24 protein-coding genes are annotated in these 24,028 nt (G+C 31.3%); 15 read left to right on the top strand and 9 right to left on the bottom strand.

All coding sequences use genetic code 11. The annotated features are described in order from the left end of the window. The 5 genes from ACTT9R_RS00390 to ACTT9R_RS00370 all read right to left on the bottom strand — a co-directional run bounded on the left by ACTT9R_RS00390 (position 1) and on the right by ACTT9R_RS00370 (position 5,618). Positions 1-1,266, bottom strand: coding sequence for an ABC transporter permease (locus ACTT9R_RS00390; protein WP_440926106.1), 1,266 nt, complete (start codon positions 1,264-1,266; stop codon positions 1-3). A gap of 68 nt (positions 1,267-1,334) precedes the next feature. Then, the gene (locus ACTT9R_RS00385) at positions 1,335-2,453 is read right to left on the bottom strand and encodes an extracellular solute-binding protein (protein ID WP_440926105.1); all 1,119 of its coding nucleotides are present in this window, start codon (positions 2,451-2,453) and stop codon (positions 1,335-1,337) included. 118 nt (positions 2,454-2,571) lie between these two features. Beyond that, positions 2,572-3,657: an ABC transporter ATP-binding protein gene (locus tag ACTT9R_RS00380; RefSeq protein WP_440926104.1), complete on the bottom strand. Its 1,086-nt coding sequence runs from the start codon at positions 3,655-3,657 to the stop codon at positions 2,572-2,574. Between the two features lie 45 nt (positions 3,658-3,702). Then, on the bottom strand, positions 3,703-4,872 hold the full coding sequence (locus ACTT9R_RS00375) for a M24 family metallopeptidase (protein ID WP_440926103.1): 1,170 nt from the start codon (positions 4,870-4,872) through the stop codon (positions 3,703-3,705). Then, on the bottom strand, positions 4,872-5,618 hold the full coding sequence (locus ACTT9R_RS00370; protein WP_440926102.1) for a maleate cis-trans isomerase family protein: 747 nt from the start codon (positions 5,616-5,618) through the stop codon (positions 4,872-4,874). The genes ACTT9R_RS00375 and ACTT9R_RS00370 overlap by 1 nt, the downstream gene beginning before the upstream one ends. A 57-nt stretch (positions 5,619-5,675) precedes the next feature. Between ACTT9R_RS00370 and ACTT9R_RS00365 the strand changes: the two genes are divergently transcribed. From ACTT9R_RS00365 to ACTT9R_RS00350, 4 genes are read left to right on the top strand one after another with little or no spacing between them, the layout of a single operon-like run. Then, a complete protein-coding gene (locus tag ACTT9R_RS00365) occupies positions 5,676-6,548 on the top strand; it encodes a DMT family transporter (protein WP_440926101.1) in 873 nt (290 codons plus the stop codon). Next, entirely contained in the window at positions 6,545-7,486 is a 942-nt protein-coding gene (locus ACTT9R_RS00360) for an NAD(P)-dependent oxidoreductase (protein WP_440926100.1), read from the top strand. Before ACTT9R_RS00365 ends, ACTT9R_RS00360 begins: the two co-directional genes overlap by 4 nt. Positions 7,487-7,507: 21 nt before the next feature. Then, a complete protein-coding gene (locus ACTT9R_RS00355; protein WP_440926099.1) occupies positions 7,508-8,938 on the top strand; it encodes an aldehyde dehydrogenase family protein in 1,431 nt (476 codons plus the stop codon). 6 nt (positions 8,939-8,944) lie between these two features. Continuing rightward, a complete protein-coding gene (locus ACTT9R_RS00350) occupies positions 8,945-9,583 on the top strand; it encodes a glycerophosphodiester phosphodiesterase (RefSeq protein WP_440926098.1) in 639 nt (212 codons plus the stop codon). On the opposite strand, the gene ACTT9R_RS00345 is transcribed toward ACTT9R_RS00350, so the two are convergent. Next, the gene (locus ACTT9R_RS00345) at positions 9,578-10,708 is read right to left on the bottom strand and encodes a TauD/TfdA family dioxygenase (protein ID WP_440926097.1); all 1,131 of its coding nucleotides are present in this window, start codon (positions 10,706-10,708) and stop codon (positions 9,578-9,580) included. The two genes, ACTT9R_RS00350 and ACTT9R_RS00345, sit on opposite strands and share 6 nt — an antisense overlap. 131 nt (positions 10,709-10,839) lie before the next feature. Here ACTT9R_RS00345 and ACTT9R_RS00340 point away from each other — a divergent pair, with 131 nt between their 5' ends. From ACTT9R_RS00340 to ACTT9R_RS00325, 4 genes are all read left to right on the top strand, one after another. Then, a complete protein-coding gene (locus ACTT9R_RS00340) occupies positions 10,840-11,856 on the top strand; it encodes a glycine betaine ABC transporter substrate-binding protein (RefSeq protein WP_440926096.1) in 1,017 nt (338 codons plus the stop codon). A 244-nt stretch (positions 11,857-12,100) separates the two neighbouring features. Then, positions 12,101-12,952 carry an ABC transporter permease gene (locus ACTT9R_RS00335; RefSeq protein WP_425304140.1) on the top strand — a complete coding sequence of 284 codons (852 nt, stop codon included), beginning with the start codon at positions 12,101-12,103 and terminating at the stop codon, positions 12,950-12,952. Next, entirely contained in the window at positions 12,952-13,977 is a 1,026-nt protein-coding gene (locus ACTT9R_RS00330; protein ID WP_440926095.1) for a quaternary amine ABC transporter ATP-binding protein, read from the top strand. The genes ACTT9R_RS00335 and ACTT9R_RS00330 overlap by 1 nt, the downstream gene beginning before the upstream one ends. 3 nt (positions 13,978-13,980) lie before the next feature. Continuing rightward, complete coding sequence (locus tag ACTT9R_RS00325; protein ID WP_440926094.1) at positions 13,981-14,769, top strand: SDR family oxidoreductase; 789 nt, start codon at positions 13,981-13,983, stop codon at positions 14,767-14,769. Position 14,770: 1 nt separating this feature from the next. On the opposite strand, the gene ACTT9R_RS00320 is transcribed toward ACTT9R_RS00325, so the two are convergent. Both ACTT9R_RS00320 and ACTT9R_RS00315 read right to left on the bottom strand, forming a co-directional pair. After that, a complete protein-coding gene (locus ACTT9R_RS00320) occupies positions 14,771-15,712 on the bottom strand; it encodes a 3-hydroxyacyl-CoA dehydrogenase NAD-binding domain-containing protein (RefSeq protein ID WP_440926093.1) in 942 nt (313 codons plus the stop codon). After that, positions 15,712-16,599, bottom strand: coding sequence for a 3-keto-5-aminohexanoate cleavage protein (locus ACTT9R_RS00315; RefSeq protein ID WP_440926092.1), 888 nt, complete (start codon positions 16,597-16,599; stop codon positions 15,712-15,714). The genes ACTT9R_RS00320 and ACTT9R_RS00315 overlap by 1 nt, the downstream gene beginning before the upstream one ends. Before the next feature lie 47 nt (positions 16,600-16,646). Between ACTT9R_RS00315 and ACTT9R_RS00310 the strand changes: the two genes are divergently transcribed. The 4 genes from ACTT9R_RS00310 to ACTT9R_RS00295 are packed head-to-tail and all read left to right on the top strand — an operon-like array spanning position 16,647 to position 20,058. Next, positions 16,647-17,114 carry a thioesterase family protein gene (locus ACTT9R_RS00310; RefSeq protein WP_440926091.1) on the top strand — a complete coding sequence of 156 codons (468 nt, stop codon included), beginning with the start codon at positions 16,647-16,649 and terminating at the stop codon, positions 17,112-17,114. Further along, positions 17,111-17,941, top strand: coding sequence for a TauD/TfdA dioxygenase family protein (locus ACTT9R_RS00305; protein ID WP_440926090.1), 831 nt, complete (start codon positions 17,111-17,113; stop codon positions 17,939-17,941). Before ACTT9R_RS00310 ends, ACTT9R_RS00305 begins: the two co-directional genes overlap by 4 nt. Positions 17,942-17,944: 3 nt before the next feature. Further along, a complete protein-coding gene (locus tag ACTT9R_RS00300; protein WP_440926089.1) occupies positions 17,945-18,481 on the top strand; it encodes an HD domain-containing protein in 537 nt (178 codons plus the stop codon). Further along, positions 18,478-20,058: a choline dehydrogenase gene (locus ACTT9R_RS00295; RefSeq protein WP_440926088.1), complete on the top strand. Its 1,581-nt coding sequence runs from the start codon at positions 18,478-18,480 to the stop codon at positions 20,056-20,058. The genes ACTT9R_RS00300 and ACTT9R_RS00295 overlap by 4 nt, the downstream gene beginning before the upstream one ends. Before the next feature lie 2 nt (positions 20,059-20,060). Here the strand turns inward: ACTT9R_RS00295 and ACTT9R_RS00290 are convergent, their stop codons facing one another. Then, a complete protein-coding gene (locus tag ACTT9R_RS00290) occupies positions 20,061-21,047 on the bottom strand; it encodes an arginase family protein (protein WP_440926087.1) in 987 nt (328 codons plus the stop codon). Positions 21,048-21,110: 63 nt separating this feature from the next. On the opposite strand from ACTT9R_RS00290, the gene ACTT9R_RS00285 reads away from it, so the two are divergent. From ACTT9R_RS00285 to ACTT9R_RS00275, 3 genes are read left to right on the top strand one after another with little or no spacing between them, the layout of a single operon-like run. Then, the gene (locus tag ACTT9R_RS00285) at positions 21,111-22,061 is read left to right on the top strand and encodes a DMT family transporter (protein ID WP_440926086.1); all 951 of its coding nucleotides are present in this window, start codon (positions 21,111-21,113) and stop codon (positions 22,059-22,061) included. Further along, entirely contained in the window at positions 22,062-23,015 is a 954-nt protein-coding gene (locus tag ACTT9R_RS00280; RefSeq protein WP_440926085.1) for a DMT family transporter, read from the top strand. Further along, a complete protein-coding gene (locus ACTT9R_RS00275; protein ID WP_440926084.1) occupies positions 23,012-23,980 on the top strand; it encodes a 2OG-Fe(II) oxygenase family protein in 969 nt (322 codons plus the stop codon). The genes ACTT9R_RS00280 and ACTT9R_RS00275 overlap by 4 nt, the downstream gene beginning before the upstream one ends. Positions 23,981-24,028 lie beyond the last annotated feature (48 nt).

Raw genomic sequence — 24,028 nt, 5'->3', positions numbered from 1 at the left:
TTATCCTAATTTAATATTATCTACTCCAACTAATTTATTATAAATCCAATAAATAACTAATACTCCAGTTAAAAGCATTAATCCCATTGCTGAAGCAAAACTCCAGTCGAGGGTTGTTTTCATATGAAATGCAATTTGATTGCTAATTAAAGTTCCTGATGCGCCCCCCACCAAAGCTGGAGTAATATAATATCCTATTGCTAAAATGAAAACCAACAAACATCCAGCTCCAATTCCTGGTATTGTCAATGGAAAATAAACTTTCCAAAAAGCAACAAAAGGTGTTCCACCTAAAGACTTTCCAGCTCTCATTAAACTTGGAGATATAGTTTTCATAACACTGTAAAGTGGAAGAACCATAAAAGGTAACAATATCTGGGTCATAGCGACATAAGTTCCAACCTTGTTATACATCATCTCAGGTCTATTATCGTCTGATACTAAACCAATCATTACAAAGAAATCATTTACTAGGCCTTGTTGCTGTAGCAAAATCATCCAACTTGCTGTCCTAACAAGTAAAGAAGTCCAGAAAGGAAGCAATACACAAATCATTAGTAAATTGCTATATTTCATTGGAAGTGTTGCTAATAGATGAGCAATCGGATACCCCATAAAAAAGCAAAAAAGTGTAACAAAAAAGGCTATTTCCAAAGTTCTAAGCCATAAAATTCTATGAATTCTTCTATCTTCATCTACTTGAGCAATGCTTCCATCAGGAGCAAAATACATATCCATTCCCTTTAAATATTTTGCCATCGTATATGGAGGAGCTGTCCTTTTAATTGCCTGCCAGTATTCTACACTTCTCCATCTTTTATGAACTTTCATTAACTGCTCTTTAATATTTGCATTCTCATCTATTTTTTTTCTTTTAATTTGTCTTAAAAGTTTTTTAGTTATTGAGTTAAAGCCATTTTTTTCTTTATTTAATCTTTGACCAAGCTTGCCTTGTTCTTGTTTTTTTACTAATAATTTAAAATCAAAGTAAAATGCAGAAAATACCTCTTCCGGTGGAAGCTCATCTAAATTCTCCCATTTTTCCATAGCTTTGAATGTCTTGGGAAGCATATTAGTAATCATTTTATCATCAACGCTTCTCATAAACATATCAACAATAGGAAAAATATATGTAATGATAAGAAACAGTAATAATGGAGCAACAAGAAGAAAAGCTTTTATTTTGTTCTTCTTTTCTGCTTTTTTTAAACTGACCTCTAATGGTATTCCGTCAGTAGTTAAAATTTGTTTTGTTTCAGAGCTCATAAAAAAATAGGGCGGTTAGTTATAACCGCCCTAAATATATTATATAAATTCAGTGTTTAAAACTGAAATTATAGGCCTGCTTTCATTGCTTCCCACTTTTCACTTATCTCAGTATTGTTATCAGCCCAGAAGAATGGGTCTACTAAGAAATAGTTTTTAGTGTTTGCAGGAGCAGTTGGCATTTGAGGCATCATCTCTGTTTTACCATCTTTGTACCATGGCTCACCAGCTTTGATTACTTCAAGAGAAGATTTTCTCCAAGGAGCATATGCAATGTACTTAGCACTTCCAGCTAACATTTCAGTGTTAGTCATCATAGCTAAAGCTTTTTTAGCATTTGCTTCATCTGGACCACCTTTAACAAGTGCGAAATACTCATAGTCAAGACCTTGACCATCCCATACTTGTTTAATTGGTGCACCTTCACCTATTTCAGCATTAAAGAATCTTCCGTTCCAACCAGTTGCCATAACAACTTCACCAGCAACTAATAATTCAGGTGGTTGAGCACCTGCAGACCAGAACACACATCCACCGTTTGGATCTGTACAAAGTTTCTTAATTTTATTCATAGCTCTATCGATACCACCATCAGCTTCAAGTTTTCTGTAGATTAACTCTCCACCTTTACCCATTTTTACACCGTCAGCGGCTAATGCTATTTCTAAATTTGTTAAAGCACTATTGTAGATTGCTCTTTTTCCTGGGAATCTTTTAGTGTTAAAGAAGTCTTTAATTGTCTTAGGCTCTTTACCACCAAATGCTCTTGTATCAAAAGCATAGTTCCAAGAATATAAAATATTACCTACAGCACATTCACTAGGCATTCCTGTAAAGAAATCTTCACTTGCAGGAGTTCCGTCTGGTGCAGCTGGAAAGTCTTTGTCAAAATCAAATTTAACAAATAAACCTTCATCACATCCGTTAATAGTGTCGAATGCAAATAAGTCTATAATATCCCAAGTTATAGCACCTGCTTCTTTTTGTGCTTTGATTTCTGATAAACCACCAGAATAGTCAACCCAGTTGATATCTATTCCTAGTGCTTTAGCAGTTGGATCACCATACCCTAGCTTTTGAGACTCTGTATATGCTCCACCCCATGATGCTACAGTAACAGCAAAGGCTGAAGAAGTTAGAGACACAACAAAAGAAAGAGCTAGTAATAACTTACTTATTTTTCTCATTATTCCTCCGTTTAAACGTTGATATAAATTAATTTATATAATTAAAAGTACAACAAATAGCTAAACTGAAGTCAACAGCTGATTTTGCCGTTGATATATATAATTTTTTTATTGAAAATTATTTTGGATCTAATGCTCTTGCATCAGTACTGTTCCAACCAATATTTATATCTTGACTGACTTTTAGCTCTAAATTGGACGTACTATTAGGTACTTTAAGGATAAATTCTGAACTACCCAAAAGATTTAATCTTACTCTTGTATGGTCACCATGATAAATTACTTCTTCTATTTTTCCAGTAAACATATTATCCATTTTATCTATTGGATTTATTAGAGCTCTTTCGGGTCTTAATGAGACTGTTGTTTTTTCACCTTTAGACTTAACAGAAATTGGATTAGCTAATATTTCTGAATTGGCTAATTTAACTTTGCATTTATCTTTTGCAATATCAACTACCTCTCCATTAAATGTATTATTTTCACCAATAAACTCAGCAACAAAAGAATTTACTGGTTTCTCATAAAGTTCTGCTGGATTTGAAAGTTGTTGAACTTTTCCATCATTAAATACTGCAATCCTATTTGACATAGTTAATGCCTCACTTTGATCATGAGTTACATATACAACTGTTACACCAATACTTTCATGAATATGTTTGATTTCATATTGCATGCTTTCTCTTAAATTTTTATCTAATGCTCCCAAAGGTTCATCCATCAATACGACTGCTGGATCAAACACTAAAGCTCTTGCAACTGCAACCCTTTGTTGCTGACCGCCTGAAAGTTGAGCTGGCATTCTAGTTTCAAATCCACTCAATGAAACCATCGATAATGCTTTATCAACTTTTTTATCTATTTCATCTTTTTCAACTTTTCTTACTCTTAATGGAAAAGCTAAGTTTTCATAAACAGTCATATGAGGGAACAATGCATAGTTTTGAAATACCATACCAATACCTCTTTTATGGGGAGGAATGTTTGAAATTATATTTCCATCTAATAATATTTCACCATGAGTAGGTGTTTCGAAACCAGCTAACATCATTAAGCATGTGGTTTTACCTGAGCCAGATGGCCCGAGCATCGTTATGAATTCACCTTCTGCAATATCTAGCTGGAGATCTTTAACGACAAGAACTTTTCCATCATAACTTTTATCTACTTTATCAAATTTTACAAATTCTGGATTTTTAGACATAAAGGTGAATATAAAACATTTGTGTTAATGGATTTCAATAGCTAATTAACTCTTTATATGAAGCTCTTTTGGAAAATTGCAAAATAATTCTGATCCATTCTCAGTAACTCTAATAGCCTCTGAAGCTTCAACCCCCCAGTCTCCAAACTGCATTACAGCTATCATATGAAAACAAACATTGGGCTCAAGAACCGTCATGTCTCCTTTATAAATATTGAGTGTATGCTCGCCCCAATCAGGAGGATAACCAATTCCAATCGAATAGCCTGTTCTAGATTTTTTTTCTATTCCATACTTATCTAGAATTTTCCAAAAAGCTTGGGCCACATCATCTGCTGTATTTCCAGGTTTGATTGCACTAATTCCAGCATTCAGTGCTTCGATAGTTTTATTCATTGTATCAATCTTTAATTGATTAGGTTTTCCTAGCAGAACTGTTCTAGCCATTGGAGCATGATATCTCTTATAAACACCAGATAATTCAATAATTGTAGCCTCTCCTTCTACAAATTTGTCTTGAGTTGCTGTTAAATGTGAAGCTGAAGTTCCTTTTCCTGTAGGAAGTAAAGTTGCAATGCTAGAATATTCTCCACCAAATTCCTCTGTACCATAAAATAATGTTTTTTGAATTTCACCTACAGCATCACACTGTCTAACACCTGGTTTAATTACTTCCATTGCAGTTTTCATTCCTTTTTCTGATATTTTTGCAGCAGATTTCATAAAACTAATTTCAGCATCAGATTTAACCAACCTTGCCCAATTAACTAAACGATCACTATCCTTTATTTGTGCGTTTGGTAATCCCTGTATAATTTTTTCATAACAGAATGCAGTAAAATAATGGGCATCCATTTCAACACCTATATTTAGTTTGTCCCACTTTCTCTCTTTAATTATTTCAACTAAATAATCATAAGGATGTTTCGGCCATTTATGAATGTAATTTTCATCGTAAACAATAACACTTTCTTTTTTTAAGTAAGTTGTAATATACGCACCACCAGCATCCTGTGCTCTTACAAAACATAAAGGTTCATCCGCATCTATATGAATAATAGCACATTGAGCATAATAAAAGGACCAGGCATCATAACCTGTTAAATAATTCATATTATTAGTATCATGTGAAATTAAAAGTTCGATGCCTTTTTCCTGCATCATTTTTTGAACTTTTTTTAATCTTTGTTTGTATTCTTCTTTACTAAATGACATCAATTTACTTGGAATAATTTTCCAAACCCTTCAACTGAATTATTTTTTTTAATTTTTACAAGGGTATCCCAAATTAAAGCCTGATTACTAGATAAAACTATTGTATTTAATTTTTTTTCTAATTTATCAATAATTTCTAGAACTGGTAAAGCAGTGCATGAAACAAATAAAGCATCTGCTCCATTCAAGTCTATTTTTGATAATACTTCATATAAATAATTTTGATCGACTTTTCCAATGTCATAATCATCTTGAATATCAAAATATGAATTTGAAGTAACTTCAAAACCTTCGCTTTTAAAATAATCTAAAACATCATCATTTAATTTTTTGCTATATGGTGTAAAAATTGAAACTTTCTCAATATTTAATTTCTTTAAAGCTTTAATAGCTGCGGTGCTAGGAGTTGAAACTTCTGCCATAGGCTTTGCGACTTTGACTTTTTTTTCTATTGAGCCATGACCAGCTGCAATAGTCCCCGAAGTACATCCATAAACTACACAATCCAAATCTTGATCTGGCAGAATATCTTTTGTAACCTCGGTGATTTTATTAGACATTTTAATGAGGTTTTCTTTCGTGAGAGGGTTGTAGCACTCAATACGATTTACAAAGAAATCAATTTTTCTATTTTTAATCACATTAATGAAATCTTTTTCAATCATAAAGTCACTTGCAAGAGCAATTAAGCCAACTCTTGGATTGGCTTGGCCAATAAACTTTGGATCTATTTTTGTTGAATTCATATTTTAAAAAGTGAATATATCACAAGTTCTTTAATAATCATTAATATTAAAATAGGCATGAATATAAAAGATACTTTTGTAGCCTCCTTGGTGCCTATATTTTTAGGCTTCGGTTTTGTAATTGCAAAACCTGCTTTTGAATCTTTCCCGCCTATACTTTTAATGGGCATAAGATTTACATTTGCTGCATCATTATTAATTTGGTGGTTTCCAATACCAAAAGGATATTTAAAAAGAATATTTGCTGCATCATTAGTGGCTAACACTTTGCAATATAGTATTACTTATACTGGATTAGACCTGATTGATGCATCTGCTGCTGTTCTTTTGGTCCAAACAGAAGTTCCGTTTGGAGTTATTTTTGCCTACTTCATATTGAGAGAAAAACCAACTATTAGAGCTTTGATAGGAATAACAATCGCCTTTGTAGGTGTTTATATTTTAACTGGTTCTCCTAACTTGGATGGAAAATTTATTGGAATTGGACTTACGATTTTAGGCTCTGCCGTATGGGCTCTTGGACAAGTTATGGTTAAACCTTTAAGTAAAGAAATAAATCCTTTAGCTTTAGTTGCATGGTTGGCATTATTCTCTGGACCAATTTTAGTAATGCTTTCATCAATAATAGATGGAAATACAATTAATTATTTAACGAATGCCAAAGTTGATCACTGGATCATAGCAATTTATATTGGTTTCATCATGCAACCAATAACTTACGGTTGTTTCTATTATGTTTTAAAAAACAACCCACTTTATAAAGTTCTTCCTATTGTTACTATGGGGATTCCACCAACAGGATTGTTGGCTGCAATTTTTCTTTTAGGAGAAAAACCAACTCCAGAATTATTTATAGGTGGTGCAATAATAATAGTAGGTGTGATTTTAATTGTATTTACAAAAAATAATAAAGAAGAGGAAATAAAATGAAAATAGGTTTTATTGGTTTAGGGAATGTAGGCGGTAAACTAGCTGGAAGTTTAATAAGAAATAATTTTGATGTTACTGTTAGAGAAATAGATGAAAGTTTAATCAATGAATTTAAAAAGCTAGGTGCTAAGGTTGCAAATTCTCCTAAAGAATTGGCAGAACAAACTGATCTAATTATTACTTCACTTCCTTCACCTGAAGTTTCTGCAGAGGTTATGGAAAATGAAGATGGAATTCTAAATGGTTTATCAGAAAATAAGATTTGGTTAGAAATGAGTACAACAGATGAAGATGAAGTTAAAAGACTTGGAAAAAAGGTGATATCAAAAAAAGCTATTCCACTAGATGGTCCAGTTAGTGGAGGATGTCATAGAGCGGCCACAGGTAATATTGCTATATTTGTAGGAGGAGACAGAAAAGCTTTTGAAAAAATTTTACCAGCCTTAACTGTAATGGGTAGAAAAGTATTACATACTGGTGAACTAGGTAGTGCTTCAGTTCTTAAAGTCATAACAAATTATTTAGCATCAGTTCATTTAGTAGCTTTAGGGGAAGCGTGGACAGTTGCAAAAAAATCAAATTTAGATCTTGCTAAAACATTTAAGGGTATTGCAGTTTCATCTGGGAACTCATTTGTTCATGAAACAGAAAGTCAGGTTATTTTAAATGGTTCTTATAATATTAATTTCACAATGGATCTTGTTCTAAAAGATACTGGGTTATTCGATAATCTAGCAAAGAAATTAAATGCTCCTTTAGAAATTTCTCCAAAGATGGTTGAAATATTTAAAGATGGACAAAAAAAATATGGTTCAAGAGCATGGTCATCAATGATTGTAAAAAGAATGGAAGATTTAAATAAAATTGATTTTAGAGCCAAAGGTTTTCCTGATGAGCTTGTGGATAATGAACCAGAAGAAAAAGGGTATGAAATTTAATTAATATGTTAAGATTAAAAAATGTTAGATAAAAGAAAATTTTACATAAACGGTAAATGGGTTGACCCAGTAAAAAAAAATGATTTTGAGGTAATCAATCCTTGTAATGAAGATCCTTGTGCAATTATTTCATTAGGTTCAAAAAAAGACACTGATAACGCAGTTAAAGCTGCAAAAACTGCATTTGAAACCTGGAAAGAAACTAGCAAAGAAGAAAGATTGGATTTGCTGGAAAAATTATTAGTAGTTTATAAAAAAAGATTTGGAGAAATGGCAGAAGCTATTTCGCTAGAAATGGGAGCTCCAATGGATTGGGCTACTGATGTTCAAACTGGATCAGGACAAGCACATTTAGAAGATTTTATTTTAAGATTAAAAGAGTTTAATTTTGATGAACACTTTGATCAAAAATCAAACAACCATATTTGTTATGAACCAATTGGAGTATGTGGATTAATTACTCCATGGAATTGGCCTATAAACCAAATAGCTCTTAAGGTAGTACCTGCATTTGCAACTGGGTGTACGATGATACTTAAACCATCTGAAATAGCTCCTATCTCTGGGATGTTGTTTGCTGAAATGATTGATGAAGTTGGATTTCCTGATGGTGTGTTTAATTTAGTAAATGGTGATGGCGCAGGTGTTGGAACACAAATATCAAGTCATCCTGATATTGATATGGTTTCTTTTACAGGATCAACTCGTGCTGGAAGACTTATTTCAAAAAATGCAGCAGAAACAATTAAAAGAGTTTGTTTAGAACTTGGAGGCAAAGGTGGAAACATAGTTTTCGCAGATAGTTACAAAAATGCTGTTCGAGATGGCATAAGAAATGTTATGAGTAATTCTGGTCAATCTTGTGATGCACCAACAAGAATGTTAGTTGAAAAATCTATTTACAAAAGAGCAGTTGAGGAAGCAGTTGATGAAGCAAATAAAATTAATGTAGATCAAGCCTCAAAGAAAGGGGATCACATAGGACCTGTAATATCTAAAACTCAATATGACAAGATCATCAACTTAATTGAAAGCGGAATTTCCGAAGGTGCAACGTTAGCAGCCGGTGGTCCAGATTTACCTAACGGATTAAATAAAGGTTATTTTATAAAACCAACGATTTTTACAAATGTTACAAACGACATGAGAATAGCTAAAGAAGAAATCTTTGGTCCTGTCCTTTCTATTATTCCGTTTGAAACCGAAGATGAAGCAGTAAACATTGTTAATGATACTTGTTATGGTTTGGGGAATTATTTACAGACAGAAGATATAGAAAAAGCACATAGAGTTGCTAAAAAATTAAGATCTGGTTGTGTTTATATTAATGGCAATGCAGCTGATGCTGGAACCCCTTTTGGAGGGTACAGACAATCAGGAAATGGTAGAGAGGGCGGTGTTTGGGGTCTTGATGAGTATCTAGAAGTTAAAACTGTTACCGGATGGAAATAAAAATTTATGCATTTAATCCATCGTGGGATTGTAAACAAAAAATATAAAGAAAACCTTTTAAATTCATTTAAACAATCATTTAAAAAAGGATTTGGAATAGAAACCGATATACACGCAACTAAAGATAATAAATTTGTCTGTTATCACGACTTTACTTTAACAAGGATTTTCAAAAAAAAACAAAGTGTTAGGAACTTAAATTATCAAAAGTTAAAAGAAATAAGTCTCAAACAAAATAAACCAATTCCCCTACTCCAAGATTTATTAAAGATATCAAAAAATAAATTCTATTTATTTATTGAAATTAAGCCCAAATTTTCAACAAAATTGCTTAAAAAACTAATTAATGAAACATCTAAATATTCAAAATGTGTATTTATTTCGTTTAAACATCAAAATATTTTTAATCTTATAAAACTAAATAAGAAAACAAAAGTGGGTTTATCTTTTTCACCACCAACCACTGTGAAATCAATAGTAAAAAAATCAATAATTAAAAATATAGATTGCTTAATTCTTGATAAATCATACATCAAAAATAAAAAAATTCGGGAACTAAAGATTAAAAAATATTTTTATACAATTAAAAATAATTCTGAATTCAAAAAATATAAAAAAAATAATCTTATATTCGAAAACTTATAATTGTTGCTTAAGATAATTTAATCTTCCAATTATTTCGTCCCTATCCATATAATAACCTTGAAGGTGCCTGTGTCCTGAGTTTGGATCAAATTCTGTTCTGCCATGAAGAAGTCTTCTGTTATTAAATGAAAAAATATCACCTGGTTCTAATCTAAAATTAATTTGAAATTTACTGTCATGTAATAGATTACCAAATCGATGATGTGCTTTATAAACTGAGTCCATTACATCTGGATGACAATCTAGTGCATCTAAAGTTGCAATACTGTAACGAATATCATTATAATCTCCATCTTTTGTAAGTGAGATTGCTGTTCCATGAACACTTCTAATTGCTTCTTGGGTGTAATCTTTATCTCTGAATTTCAGTGGAGTATTAACTAAAATATCAAAAGTCTCTTTTTCATTTTTTCTTAAAAAGTCTGCCACTGCAAAAGCATCTACAGCTGATGAGTCGCCACCCTTCGCTGAATTTATTAAACAATGTAGAAATTGATATCCTGGAGGATTTTCAAACCAAGGTAAATCCATATGATTTCTCAATGCATGAGCTGTGTAGGCCGAATTATTTGGTTTTGGAATGTTAATTACTTCAAAAGGTGTTTTAAAAAATGTTTCACGAGTATGACTTATTCGGTTTAATACATTTAATCCTGAATTTTTTTCAACTGGTGAATTCTTTACAATAGCTATTCCTGTATGATGCAAAAGTTCCAACCATTTAATTAATCCCTCATCAGAACTTATAATTTCGTCATGATCGATTTGAATAGACTCTAAATTTTTTTCAAGTGAACTGTCCCAAAGTTTATAGGGAGAAATATACTTTTGTTTGTGTTTTAAAGTATAACAATTTTCTCTTAGCCATTTAGGGTCATAATAACTTGTATGATCTCCTTCACTCCATTCAATCTCTAATTTTCCGTCTGCACTTAGAGAATATTTTTTTGGATTAATATTTTGTGATACATTCAAGATATTAAACATTCGATGTCTTGAGTCTTTATCATGAGCAGTTGGACAATTATCTCTCAACCAAAGATAATTGAATTTGCTTTCTTCGCCATCACTCCAAATAACTTTTAAATAAGTAGAATTTTTTTCAAGTTTAGAAATTGCACTCACACTTAATCTTTATATAAATGGATATCCAAATCAACTCAATTATGGGTTGTATTATAGATTCAAGGCTTGTTTTTTTTCTTTATTCATTATTAAATCTTTGAATTAAAACTTAACCTTAAGGAGATAATTTAATGAAGTTTTTAAAAAGATTAACTATCTCGATTTTCCTTCTATCATCTTTAGTTGTTGGTAATGCTAATGCAAGTGATTGTAAGGCTAGATTGGGAGATTTTGACTGGAGTAGTGCTAATATTCACACAGCAATAACTACCTTCATTCTTGAAAAAGGGTATGGTTGTGAAGTTTCTGTAACTAAAGGTAGTACGACTCCAATTATGGCTGCTCACTACGACGGTCAATTAGATGTTATAACTGAAGTTTGGTACGACAACATCATTGGTAATTACAAACCTCACGAAGAGGCAGGTACAATTATCCATATGGGAACAAACACACCAGACTCTCAGCAAGCATTCTATGTGGATAAAGCAACAGCTGATAAGTACAATTTAAAATCAGTAGAAGATATGAAAGATCCAAAAATAGCTGCGCTATTTAAAGATCCAGAAGATCCTTCAAAAGGAAGAATGACAAGCTGTATATCAGGTTGGACTTGTTACACTGTAAACTTAGTAAAACAAAAAGAGTATGGTTTAGATAAATACTATACAAATTTTGATCCGGGTTCTGGTGGAGCATTAGATGCTGCTATAGCAGGTGCGTTTGCTAAGAAAAAACCTATTTTTACATATTACTGGGCACCAACTGGTTTAATGGGCAAAGTTGATCTTGTAAGATTAAAGGAACCTAAATTTGATCAAGCATGCTGGGATGCAATGTCTGCGGTTGTAGAGGATATTAAAGCGAATGGCCCTGATGCTTATAAACCTTCTTGCGCAAGTGAGTACAGAGATATGGCTTTAACTAAGTCAGTTCTTGCAACTTGGGCAAAAGCTCATCCAAAAGAAAATGAGTTTATTGGAAAATATACAATTCCAACTGCTACTGTTAACAAAATGTTAGCGTTCTATGAAGATGAGTCAGGTGGTGATATGGAAGCTACTGCAATAGAGTTCTTAAAAACAGAAACTATGTGGAAAGACTGGGTACCAGCTGATGTTGCTAAAAAAGTTTCAGCAGCATTATAATCACTAAAAATATATTAAGAGAGAGCCCCCCTATGGGGCTCTTTCTTTAAGTAAAAAATAAAATATGGAAACATTAAAGAAAAATAAAAAAATATTTTTTAATATTGGTTTGTTAGTTGTTTTTGTTTGGTTATTAGTTACTAGTTATTCTCAATCAAAAAGAAAACCAGAAAATATTGGAGAATTATTAAATGATTTTTCTTGGTTAGGAGGTAAGTGGCCAAAATGGTTAGATTTACCATTAATGAATTGGATCAATTCTGGTTTCAAAACACTTAATGAAAAGTATGGATACATATTTGAAGCTATCAATAATGTTCTTCTGTATATGTTGATGCTTGTGAAAAACTTTTTAATTCAAGCACCATGGCCATTGGTAATACTAGGTGTTGTAGTTCTAACTTATTTTGCAAGTGGTAGAAAAATTGGAACAACTGTATTTGTAGGATTTTGTACTTTTTTTATAGGTTTTCTTCATCCAATATTTTGGCAAAAAGCAATTGAAACAACTGCAATAATGTTAATTGGAATATTTCTTTGTGTGGTTGCAGGAATTCCGTTGGGAATAGCGATGGCGAGAAGTGCAAGAACAAGAAACGTGATATTGCCAGTTTTAGATTTAATGCAAACTATTCCTAGTTTTTGTTATTTAATTCCAGGTATTATGTTATTTGGCTTAGGTGCAGTTCCAGCAATTATAGCTACATTTATATATGCAGTACCTCCATTAGTAAGACTTACCGATTTAGGTATAAGATTGGTAGATACTGAGGTTATTGAAGCTGCAGATGCATTTGGAGCAAGCAAAAAACAAAAACTATGGGGGGTACAAATGCCATTAGCTCTGCCGAATATTATGCAGGGAATTAATCAGTGTACAATGATGGCATTAGCTATGGTTGTTATCGCTTCGATGATAGGTACCAGAGGTCTTGGAGATGAAGTTTTACTAGGTCTCCAACAATTAAATGTTGGAAGAGCAGCTGAAGCAGGGATTGCAATTGTGCTTTTGGCAATAGTTTTAGATAGGATAACTCAATCTTACGGAGAAACTTTACAAGAGAGAACAGCGCCAAATACAAAGAAAGGTAAATAATGTCTAAAATTGAGATTAATAATGTTTATAAAATCTTCGGTAGTAATCCACAATCTGTAATGCCAATGGTAAAGGATGGAGCGAACAAAGAAGAAGTTTTAGAACAAACTGGTCATACAGTTGGTCTTGATAATGTTTCATTAAAGATTGAAGAAGGTGAAACTTTTGTTTGTATGGGTTTGTCTGGATCTGGAAAATCAACTCTAATTAGACATTTAAACAGATTAATTGACCCAACTGATGGAGAAATTTTAGTAGAGGGTACAAATGTAATGTCATTAAATAAAGAGCAATTAATTGATTTTAGAAGACATAAAATGAGCATGGTGTTTCAAAGATTTGGTTTGTTCCCACATAAAACTGTTTTACAAAACGTAGGCTATGGATTGGAAATGCAAGGTAAAGCAGAAGAGGAAAGATATAGTGTAGCGATGGAAAAAATTGACGCTGTTGGTTTAACAGGTTTTGAAAATCAATTCCCAAATCAATTATCTGGAGGAATGCAACAAAGGGTTGGTTTAGCAAGAGCGCTTGCTACTGATAGTGATATTATGTTAATGGATGAAGCGTTTAGTGCTTTGGATCCTTTAATAAGAAGTGACATGCAAAAACAACTATTAGATCTTCAATCAGAATTAAAGAAAACAATCGTATTTATTACTCACGATCTAGACGAATCTTTAAGACTTGGAGATCATATTGGAATTTTAAATGCTGGTAAACTAGTTCAAGTTGGAACACCAGTAGATATTATAATGAATCCAGCTGATGATTATGTTAAAGCATTTGTTAAAGACGTTAATAGAGCAAAAGTAATTAAAGCCAAAATTATAATGAAAAATGTTAATGAAGCTAACGATATAGATAAATCAAACTTAATTAAAGTTAACGAAGATCAGTTTATAGAGGAGTTTTTACCACAAATAGTTTGTTCAAATTCAAACTGTGAGGTTGTTGACAAAACTGGAAATGTTAAAGGCTACATATCAAATAAAGAATTACAGACTTCATTAACAAAATCTTAATTAATGGTTAACCAATCATTAAAGAATAAAAAAATAATAATTTCTGCTGGAGCATCTGGGATAGGTTTGGCAACAGCTAAGGTTTGTCTTTCTCGTGGAGCATACGTCTATCTCTGCGATATTGATAATAAATCCCTAAATAAGTTAAACAAACATCCTCTTATAAATAAGAGGCTATTTAAATATAATTGCGATGCTTCTGACGAAAGCCAAGTGTTAGATTTTTTTAAGAAAATAATTAAAAAAACAAAAAAAATTGATGCTTTGATTAATAATGTTGGTGTTGCTGGACCAACTGGATCGCTAGAAAAACTAAAGTCTAAAGACTGGGAAAGAACTATTCAAGTAGATGTTAATAGTCATTTTTATTTTACTAAGAAGGCTATACCTTTGATAAAAAAGTCTAAAAATGGATCCATAATAAATATTTCATCAACTGCTGGCATATTAGGTTTTCCTTTAAGATCTCCTTATGCGGCAAGTAAATGGGCAATCATTGGAGTTACCAAAACTTTGGCAATGGAACTAGGTAAATTCAATATAAGAGTTAATGCTGTATGCCCTGGATCAATAAAAGGTGAAAGAATGAAAAGAGTGATAAGGGATAAAGCAAAATTTACAAAAGTTTCATCAAAAAAAATTGAGAAGGATTTTATTTCAATGAGTTCTATGAAAAAGTGGATACTTGAAGACGATATTGGAAAGATGTGTGCTTTTTTAATTTCAGATGACTCAAGTAAGGTTTCAGGACAAGTAATTTCTGTAGATGGTCACACTGAAAGAAACGATTAATTTACCTTAATTTTTTTTCGTATTTCTTTCTTAACTTTTGAATATCAACTAAATACTGGTCTCTTATATTAGATATCATTACAACTGATTTGCCTTTAGCTTGCTTTGCTGTTCCTGAAATAAGTCTTGAAGATAATTTTTTTGATAGCTTTGGAGCTTTTAATTTGGTCCATGGTAATTTTAAAGCTGGACCAAATTGTTCTAACATGTGTTTCATTCCGGTTTTTCCTCCAGCAAGATGAAAAGTCAAAAAGGTACCCATCAGAGACCATCTTAATCCTGGACCGTCTTCAATTGCTCTATCCAATTCCTCTGTCGTTGCATAACCTTCATTTATAATATGTAGCCCTTCTCTCCATAACGCTTCTTGCAATCTGTCTGACAAATATCCAGGTAGTTCATTTTTAACCATTATTGGATTCATAGAAATTGATTTGTAAAATTTTTTTGCTAAATTTAAATTTTTGTTTGAGGTTCTCTTACCAGGAACAATTTCTACGGCAGGTAATAAGTAGACAGGATTAAATGGATGTCCAATTATTCCCCTTTCTGGATTTTTACATTTTGAATAAATTCTCGTTGGCAACAATCCCGATGAGCTTGAAGCAATTATTGAATTAGACTTTGCATATTTCCCAATAGTGCTCATCAATTTAGTTTTTAAGGAATAGTTTTCAGTTGCACATTCCTGAATAAAATCTGCATCTTTTAATGTTTGTTCTATTGAGGTAAAAAAATGAAAATTGTTTAGATTTAATTTTTTTTTATTAAATAGTTTTTTTACATACGGCCAGGTTCTTTTAATTTCAGATATTAAATTTTTTTTTAACTTAAGGTCTTTATCAAATGCATATATTATTTTGTTATGAGCCAAACAACGTATAATCCACCCTGCTCCTATTACCCCAGTTCCGATTATTGCAACTTTTTTAATTGATGACATTACTTGTGTTTAACAAGTTTTAATTTTTCTCTAGTTTCTGCTGGTGTCATTGGGCTGTATCCGAGCTCATCTATAATTCTTACTGCTTTTTCTACTAATTGAGCGTTAGTAGCTAATTTACCTTTAGATAAATATAAATTATCCTCTAAACCAACTCTTGGGTTACCTCCCATCAAAACAGTTTGAGCAACAAATGGCATTTCATTTTTTGAAATTGCAAACCCTGACCAAATTCCTTCTTTAGGCATTATATCTTTCATGGCTTGCATAGCTAATGTTGTAGCAGGTGCTCCCCATGGAATTCCTAAACACATTTGGAACATTGGTGGATCACTTAACAACCCTTCTTTGTATAATTGTGCACCAAACCACATGTTTCCTAAATCAAAAGCTTCTATTTCTGGCTTAACTTGTATCTCTTTTAATTTCTTTGCTGCTTTTCTTAAATCATTTGGAGTATTAACTGTAATTACTGAGCTATCACCAAAATTTAAAGTACCTGCATCCAGAGTACAAATTTCTGGGAGAAATTGTTCAGCATTCGCAATTCTTTCCATTACATTTGCCATATCAGTCATGGGACCAAAGTCTAAAGGATTTTTACCTTGTCCAATGTCAAGGTCGCCCCCCATACCTGTTGTTAGATTTAATATTACATCTGTGTCACTTGATCTAACTCTGTCGATTACCTCTTTATATAACTCTAGTCTTCTACTCGGAGTTCCATCTTCCTCTCTGACATGAATATGAGCAATAGCAGCTCCGGCTTTTGCAGCTTCAATTGATGCTGTAGCAATTTGTTCTGGTGTTTTTGGTAAATCTGGATGCTTACTTGCTGTGTCTCCTGACCCAGTCACAGCACATGATATGAATACCTTGTTGTTCATTTTAAGTAAGATTTATACTATTATAAAAAGGACGAGGAAATAAAAAAATGCCATTTCACATAACAAACCAAACAATCAAAAAAGAATGGACTGATTATAATAATCATATGAACATGGCTTACTATGTCTTAGTTTTTGATCAGACTTGGGAGATAATTCTAGAAAAATTTAAGATGGGTGAAAAATCTGCAAAGGATACTCAGAGGAGTACCATGGTTGTTGAAACCCGAACTACATATGATGGAGAAGTTAAAGAGGGAGATGAGGTTGAAATTGTTTTAACCTTTTTTGATCATGATAGAAAGAGATTACATTTCAAGATGGAAATGATTGAAAAATCATCAAAAAAATTATCAGCAACTATTGAAATGTTATCACTTTATATTGACCTTGGTAAAAGAAAAGTTACAGAATTTGAAGATGAAAAAATTAAAATTATGGATGGCTTCATAAATGAAAATAAAAATGAATTTAATTCTAACAATTTAATGATTACAGGAAAACTTAAAAAATGATTGATGTAAAATTATTATCAGGGGCATTAGGTGCAGAAATAAATGGAATTAATCTAACTGATGTTTCAGATGAAAATTTTAAGAAAATAAATGATTTATTGTTAGAACACAAAGTAATCTTCTTTAGAGATCAACCTTTGACAACAGAACAGCATATTGCATTAGCTGCAAAGTTTGGCCCATTAGAAACTCATGCATATGTTAAAGGCCGAAGTGAATTCCCTGAAATTGTAAGAATAATTAAAAAACCTGATGAAAAAACACAATGGGGAGAAGGTTGGCATTCAGATGTTAGTTACAATAAAAAACCAACAAAGGCAGTTGTTTTAAAATCAATTAAAATTCCTCCAGTTGGAGGGGATACTGTATTTTCTAATATGGAACTTGCATGGGAAACATTAGATGATGAAATAAAAAATAAAATTAAAGATAAAAAAGCGGTTCATTCATCAAGAGGTGGAGGATTTTTCCTTGATAAATATAAAGCAATGGAGAGCAATGGCAACATGAATGAATACTCAAATACTCATCCAATCTTAAGAACTCATCCAGAAACAGGTAAAAAAATTCTTTTTGTTAACTGGACCTATACAAAAGAAATAGTTGGAATGGATAAAAAAGAAAGTGATGAGATATTAAATTATTTATTTGAACATCAAGCAAGATTAGATCTTACTTGTAGATTTAAATGGACAGAAAATGCTATTGCGATCTGGGATAATAGAAGCGTTCAACACTATGCGATTGCTGATTTTTATCCAAATAAAGGACTTGGTTTTGAAAGAATAATGGATCGTATTGCTATTGAAGGGGATCATCCACAATAATAAATGAAAATAATTTATAAAATCATTTCAAATTTTATAAATAACAAATCTTTGTACATTGGCGAAAAAGTGACTATGTCGGAACATATGATTCAATCTGCTATGCTTGCTGAAAAAGCTAAATGTAGTGATGATTTAATTTGTGCATGTTTGCTGCATGATTATGGTCATTTTCTTTTAGAAGATCCTGATGAATTGGTTAAAAATAAATTAGACGGAGAGCATGAAAATATTGGATATCAATATCTAAAAAAATTTTTTGGACAAAAAATTGTTAAGCCAATTAAATACCATGTTTTAGCTAAACGTTATTTAGCTAGAGACAAAAAATATTTTGATTTTTTATCAGATGCGTCAAAAATTAGCCTTAAGTTACAAGGAGGAGTTCTAAATGCTAAAGAGAGTAAAGAATTTGAAAATAAATCTTACTTTAAGCCATCAATTCTTCTTCGAAAATTTGATGAAGCTGCTAAAAGAACTGACATTAAAATGAAATCTATTCATGACTATGAAAAGTTGTTAAGTTCCAAACTTATATGAATTTCGATTATTTAATAATTGGTGCTGGAAGTGCAGGCTGTGTACTTGCAAACCGATTGTCAGAAAATAATCAAAACAATGTTGCAATATTTGAAGCTGGGAAACCGAGTGATATTTGGAAAGTTAACATGCCACTTGCGATTTTATATACTATGCATGATCCAAAATATAATTACAAATATTATTCAGAACCAGAACCTCATTTACATAATAGAAGATTATTTTGTCCAAGAGGAAAAATGATTGGTGGATGTTCTGCTCATAATGGAATGGTATTTGTAAGAGGAAACCCAAATGATTACCAAAGATGGGCATCTTTTGGATTAGATGATTGGTCGTATGAAAAAGTACTTCCCTTCTTCAAAAAAATAGAAACATGGTCTGAGGGAGAAAATGAATATCGAGGTGGTAGTGGAATATTGCCCGTAAACCAATCTAAAAATAAAAATCCTTTATTCAAAGCGTTTGTCGACTCAGCTGGCGAGGCTGGTTATAAAATAAACAACGACATGAATGGTAAAGAACAAGAGGGTTTTGGAATGTATGATGTTACTATTCATAAGGGAGAAAGAGCAAGTGTATCTAAGTATTATCTAAATCCTGCTAAAAAAAGAAAGAATTTAAAAGTATTTACAGAAGCTTTTGTTGAAAGAATTATTTTTGATGGAAAAAAAGCAATTGGAATTGAAGTAAAAATTAAAAATAAAATCGAAAAGATTTATGCAAATAAAGAAGTAATTTTAAGTGGGGGTGCAATTAATTCACCACAATTACTAATGCTTTCTGGAGTTGGTCCAAGCCAACACTTAAAAGATAAAGGAATTGGTGTTGTTCATAACTTAGAGGGTGTTGGAAAAAACTTACAAGATCACTTAGAAACTTATGTTCAGCAAGAATGCAAAACTAAAGATACCTTATATTCATACGTAAATAAATTAAATATGGTTAGAATTGGAATTCAATGGTTTTTGAATAGAAGTGGTCCCTGCTCTACCTCTTTTTTAGAAGCTGGAGGTTTTTGTAAATCATCTCCAGAAAGGGAGTATCCAAATATTCAATTTCATTTTTTTCCTGCTTTCGTGATTGATCATGGATTAGTTGATCCAGATAGGCATGGTTATCAATTACACGCTAGCCCCAACCATCCAAAAAGTAGAGGTCATATAACTTTAAACAGCTCAAACCCTTATGATTATCCAAAAATTCAATTTAATTATCTTGAACATGAAGATGATTTAAAGCAAACCATTGAATGTATTCATGTAGCGAGAAAAATTTTAGCACAGAAATCTTTGAAGCCTTTTGCAGGAAAGGAAATTGGACCAGGAGAACATGCTCAAACTAATGAGATATTTGAAGAATACATTAGGTCTAAAGCAGAAACTGCTTACCACCCATCTTGTACTTTAAAAATGGGTGTAGATAATATGGCTGTTGTAGACCAAAAACTAAAAGTTCATGGTGTTGAAAATTTAAGAGTGGTTGATGCATCTGTAATGCCTGAAATTACAAGTGGAAACCTGAATGCTCCAACATTAATGATTGCTGAAAGAGCATCAGAATTTATTTTAAATTAATATTACTTGTTACGATAAACTGAAATTAAACAAACAATTTCAAACATGATAGAAGCTGCAACCATTGCTGTGATTTGATTTGGACTATCTTTTGTTGGCATTAAACAAGCTACATCTCCACCAATTACATTTTTTCCTTTTAAACATTGAATAAGTTTTCTTGCCTCATCCATATTAAATCCTTTATATGCAGGTTCAATATTTGCTACCCCTGGTGCAACTGTTGGATCTAAACAGTCTAAATCAAATGTAACATAAATTGGATTGTCTCCTAATCTATCTAAAATCATTTTTACACATTTTTCATGGCCCCATTCTCTATATTCATCCATTGTTATAACTTGATAACCAATATCATAACTTGCTTGTAACCAATCTAATGTTCTTGGATTTCCTCTTATACCTATCTGAGTACTTGTGTGTGGATCAACATTTCCTTGTTTGACTAAATAAGAAGCCCAATGTGCTGCTGATTTTTTTGCACCTAAAAAATGATCTAATTTTTCAAAACAATCTGTGTGGGCATCAAAATGAAGAAATGTAATTTTTTTTCCTTTAGTTAATTTTGAATTTTTTTTTGCTAAACTTTGAACAATTCCTCCTGTTACTGAGTGATCTCCTCCAATTGAAACAACTGGTTTTTCTGCTTGCTCTATATAATCATAAAAAGCTGAAATTCTTTCTATACATTTTTCATTATCATTAGCTTCAGGAAATGGAACATCTCCCAAGTCGTGAATTTTATTTTCCTTCCAAGGATCAATTTTGTAATCAAAGTGAGATCGTCTAAGCATTGCAGAAATATTTCTAACTGCTCTTGGACCTAAGTGTTGATCTCTTTCAGTGGTACCATTTCCTGTGCTATGAGGAACACCGACTAATGCAATATCACAATTTTTAGGGTCTGGATCATTTTTGCATCTAAATAAAGTTGGAATACCCCACCAATAAAGGGTTTCCATCATTATTTTATCTTCTTCTGAAATCATAAATTAAATATGACACAAATTTAATAAATTTAAAAACATATTCTTTTTTGATATAGAGCGTAAATGAGCACTCAAAACAATAATCCTAAAGGAATAGTCTTCATATTGATAGCCATGATGGTTTTTTCTGTCCAGGACGGAATTATGAAGCATATTTATAATTTTGTTTCTCTTTATGAAATTTACCTAATAAGAACTGTAGTAAGTTTTGTGCTTATTTTATTATTTTTAATAATTACAAAAAAACCAATAGTATTTAAAAGCCAATATCCTCTTTTAACTTTTACCAGAGTAATTCTTTTTTTCTTTGGTTTTAGTTCTTTTTATGTTTCTTTGACTGTATTACCACTTGGTACTGCAACAGCTTTATTTTTTGTTACTCCATTTTTAATTACAATATTCGCTCATTTTTTTTTAAAAGAAGAAATAGGATTGAGAAGATGGTCTGCTGTAGTTGTGGGATTTATTGGAGTTTATGTAACATTAAATCCTGATTTTAGTAATTTTAACTATTTAAGCTTATTACCTATTTTATGTGCGCTTTGTTACTCATTATCTATGATAATAATAAAAAAAACATCTGATAAGGATAGTGTTTATACACAAACATTTACATTTTATATTGGCGCAATAATTATAAGTATAATTTTTTATTTTATAATTGGTGATGGTAAATATAACGTCTCGGATCATCCAGCTTCTCAATTTATATTCAGGGAATGGTTTGTTGATTTTAACTCTAATATTCTATTAATGACTGCAACTGGAGTAACTGCAACTCTTGCATTTCTTTTTTTATTTACTGCTTACAGTATTGCTTCTCCAGCTGTTGTTTCACCTTTCGAATATTCAATATTATTTTGGTCACCGCTTGTAGGATGGTTATATTTTGATGAAATACCCTCATTAAATACAGTGATTGGAATTTTAATTATCGTATCAAGTGGTGTTTATATTTTTATGCGTGAGAAAGTACAAAACCAATCTTTAGCTACAGAAAAACCTCTTAGATAAATGACAAAAGATAATAATTCTAAAGGTATTATTTTAATAATCATTGCAATGTCCTTATTTGCGATGCAGGACTCTTTAATTAAATATATTTTTGAGAAAGCCTCTCTTTATGAAATTTTTTTTGGAAGATATTTCATTGCAGCTATTTTACTTTTTAGTTACATAAAATTTAGAAAACAGAAAGTTTCACTAAAAACTTACTATCCTGTTTGGACAATTATTAGAGTGGTTCTTCACTTTTTAGCGTTTTCAGCTTTCTTTATTTCTCTTACTTACATGCCACTAGCAACTGCAAATGCCTTATTTTTTTCTTGTCCTTTTTTTGTATCTATTTTTGCTAAATTTTTTTTGAAAGAATTTATTGGAATAAGAAGATGGTCAGCAATTGTATTTGGTTTCATAGGAGTTTTTATTGTATTAGACCCAAACTTTTCTGACTTTGAATACAAAAGTTTGCTTCCAGTATTATGTGCATTTTTTTATGCTGCATCAATGACCATAACTAAATATACTTCAGATAAAGATGATGTGAATACTCAATTATTTTATTTTTATTTAATAGCCCTAATTTTATGTGGTCTGATTTATTTGTTCATGGGAAATGGACAATTAAATAAATCAGACTTTGATCCGACTACGCAGTTTATTTTTAGAGAATGGTTTTCAAATATTGAATATACTTGGAAATTTATCTTATTTTTTGGTTTTGTTGCCTCCATTGCTTTTCTTTGCATATTTTCAGCATACATTGTTGCTTCACCTTCTGTAGTTTCTCTGTTTGAATATTCATTAATTATAATGTCTATGATTCCTGGATATTTTTTATTTAATGAAATTCCATCAGGTAGAACATTTTTTGGAGTAGCGTGTATAATAGCTGCTGGAATTTATATTTACTTTAGAGAAAAAGCTAGAGATCAATATATTGCAACAGAAACACCAGTAATAAGATGACTAAAACATATATACCAACCATCAATATATCCTCACTTATTAAAAATAATTTTGAAACTCAGAGAGCATTTAAAACAATTAAAAAAATTGAAAAAGCTTGTGTAAAAGTTGGTTTTTTTCAAATTACAGGTCATGGAATTAATTTAAATGTAATTAAAAAAACATGTGGAGTTGGCAATAAATTTTTTAATTTACCAGATAGCAAAAAGAGGAAATTATCACCAAAAAAATGGAATAAAAAAAATAAAAATCTATACAGAGGATATTTTCCTAATGATGTAAATGGAAAAGAAGGTTTAGATATAGGTGATTTAAAGGTAACTAAAAAATATTCTTCAAATCTAAACAAACAATACATAGAGCATCTTAATCTAGGGAAATGTTTAAATAAAAGCTCAATAAGCATTTTAAATAAATATTTTGATAACCTTTATAGATTGAGTGAGACATTGTTTAAAAGTGTAATAAAACTTAATAAAAAAAATCCTGATATTTCTGGTAAAGCTTTTTCAAGATTAAAAACATTAAGTACATTAAGATTTAATTATTACCCTAACCAAACAAAACCAGTGGAAATATCAAAACAAGATGGGGTTGCTCTTGGGTGTGAAACGCATGTTGATAGTGGAATATTTACAGTTCTCTATCAAGATAGAAAAGGTGGATTGCAGGTACAAAATAGAATAAACAAAAAATGGTATGATGTACCATTCAACAAAAATGCTTTAGTAGTAAATACGGGAAGAGCATTAGAGTTTCTAAGCAAAGGTAAATTTAAAGCAACAAATCACAGAGTTTTATGGAATAAAAGTAAGAGACTATCTGTTCCTTTTTTCTTTGAACCTTCCTATGATTTCAAAATGAACCAATCATTTTTAAATGGAGGTAAATTCAAAAATAATGGTGAAATTTATGAGAAATTTCTTAATAAATCTTTAAAGAAATTTATTGAATATCAGCGTTAGTAATTATAAAGTTTAAAAATAAAGCGATACATAACTCGTCGATAAATT

Source organism: Candidatus Pelagibacter sp. (genome assembly GCF_052049835.1).
Classification (GTDB): Bacteria; Pseudomonadota; Alphaproteobacteria; order Pelagibacterales; family Pelagibacteraceae; genus Pelagibacter.
This window is presented reverse-complemented; position numbering and strand designations above follow the sequence as displayed.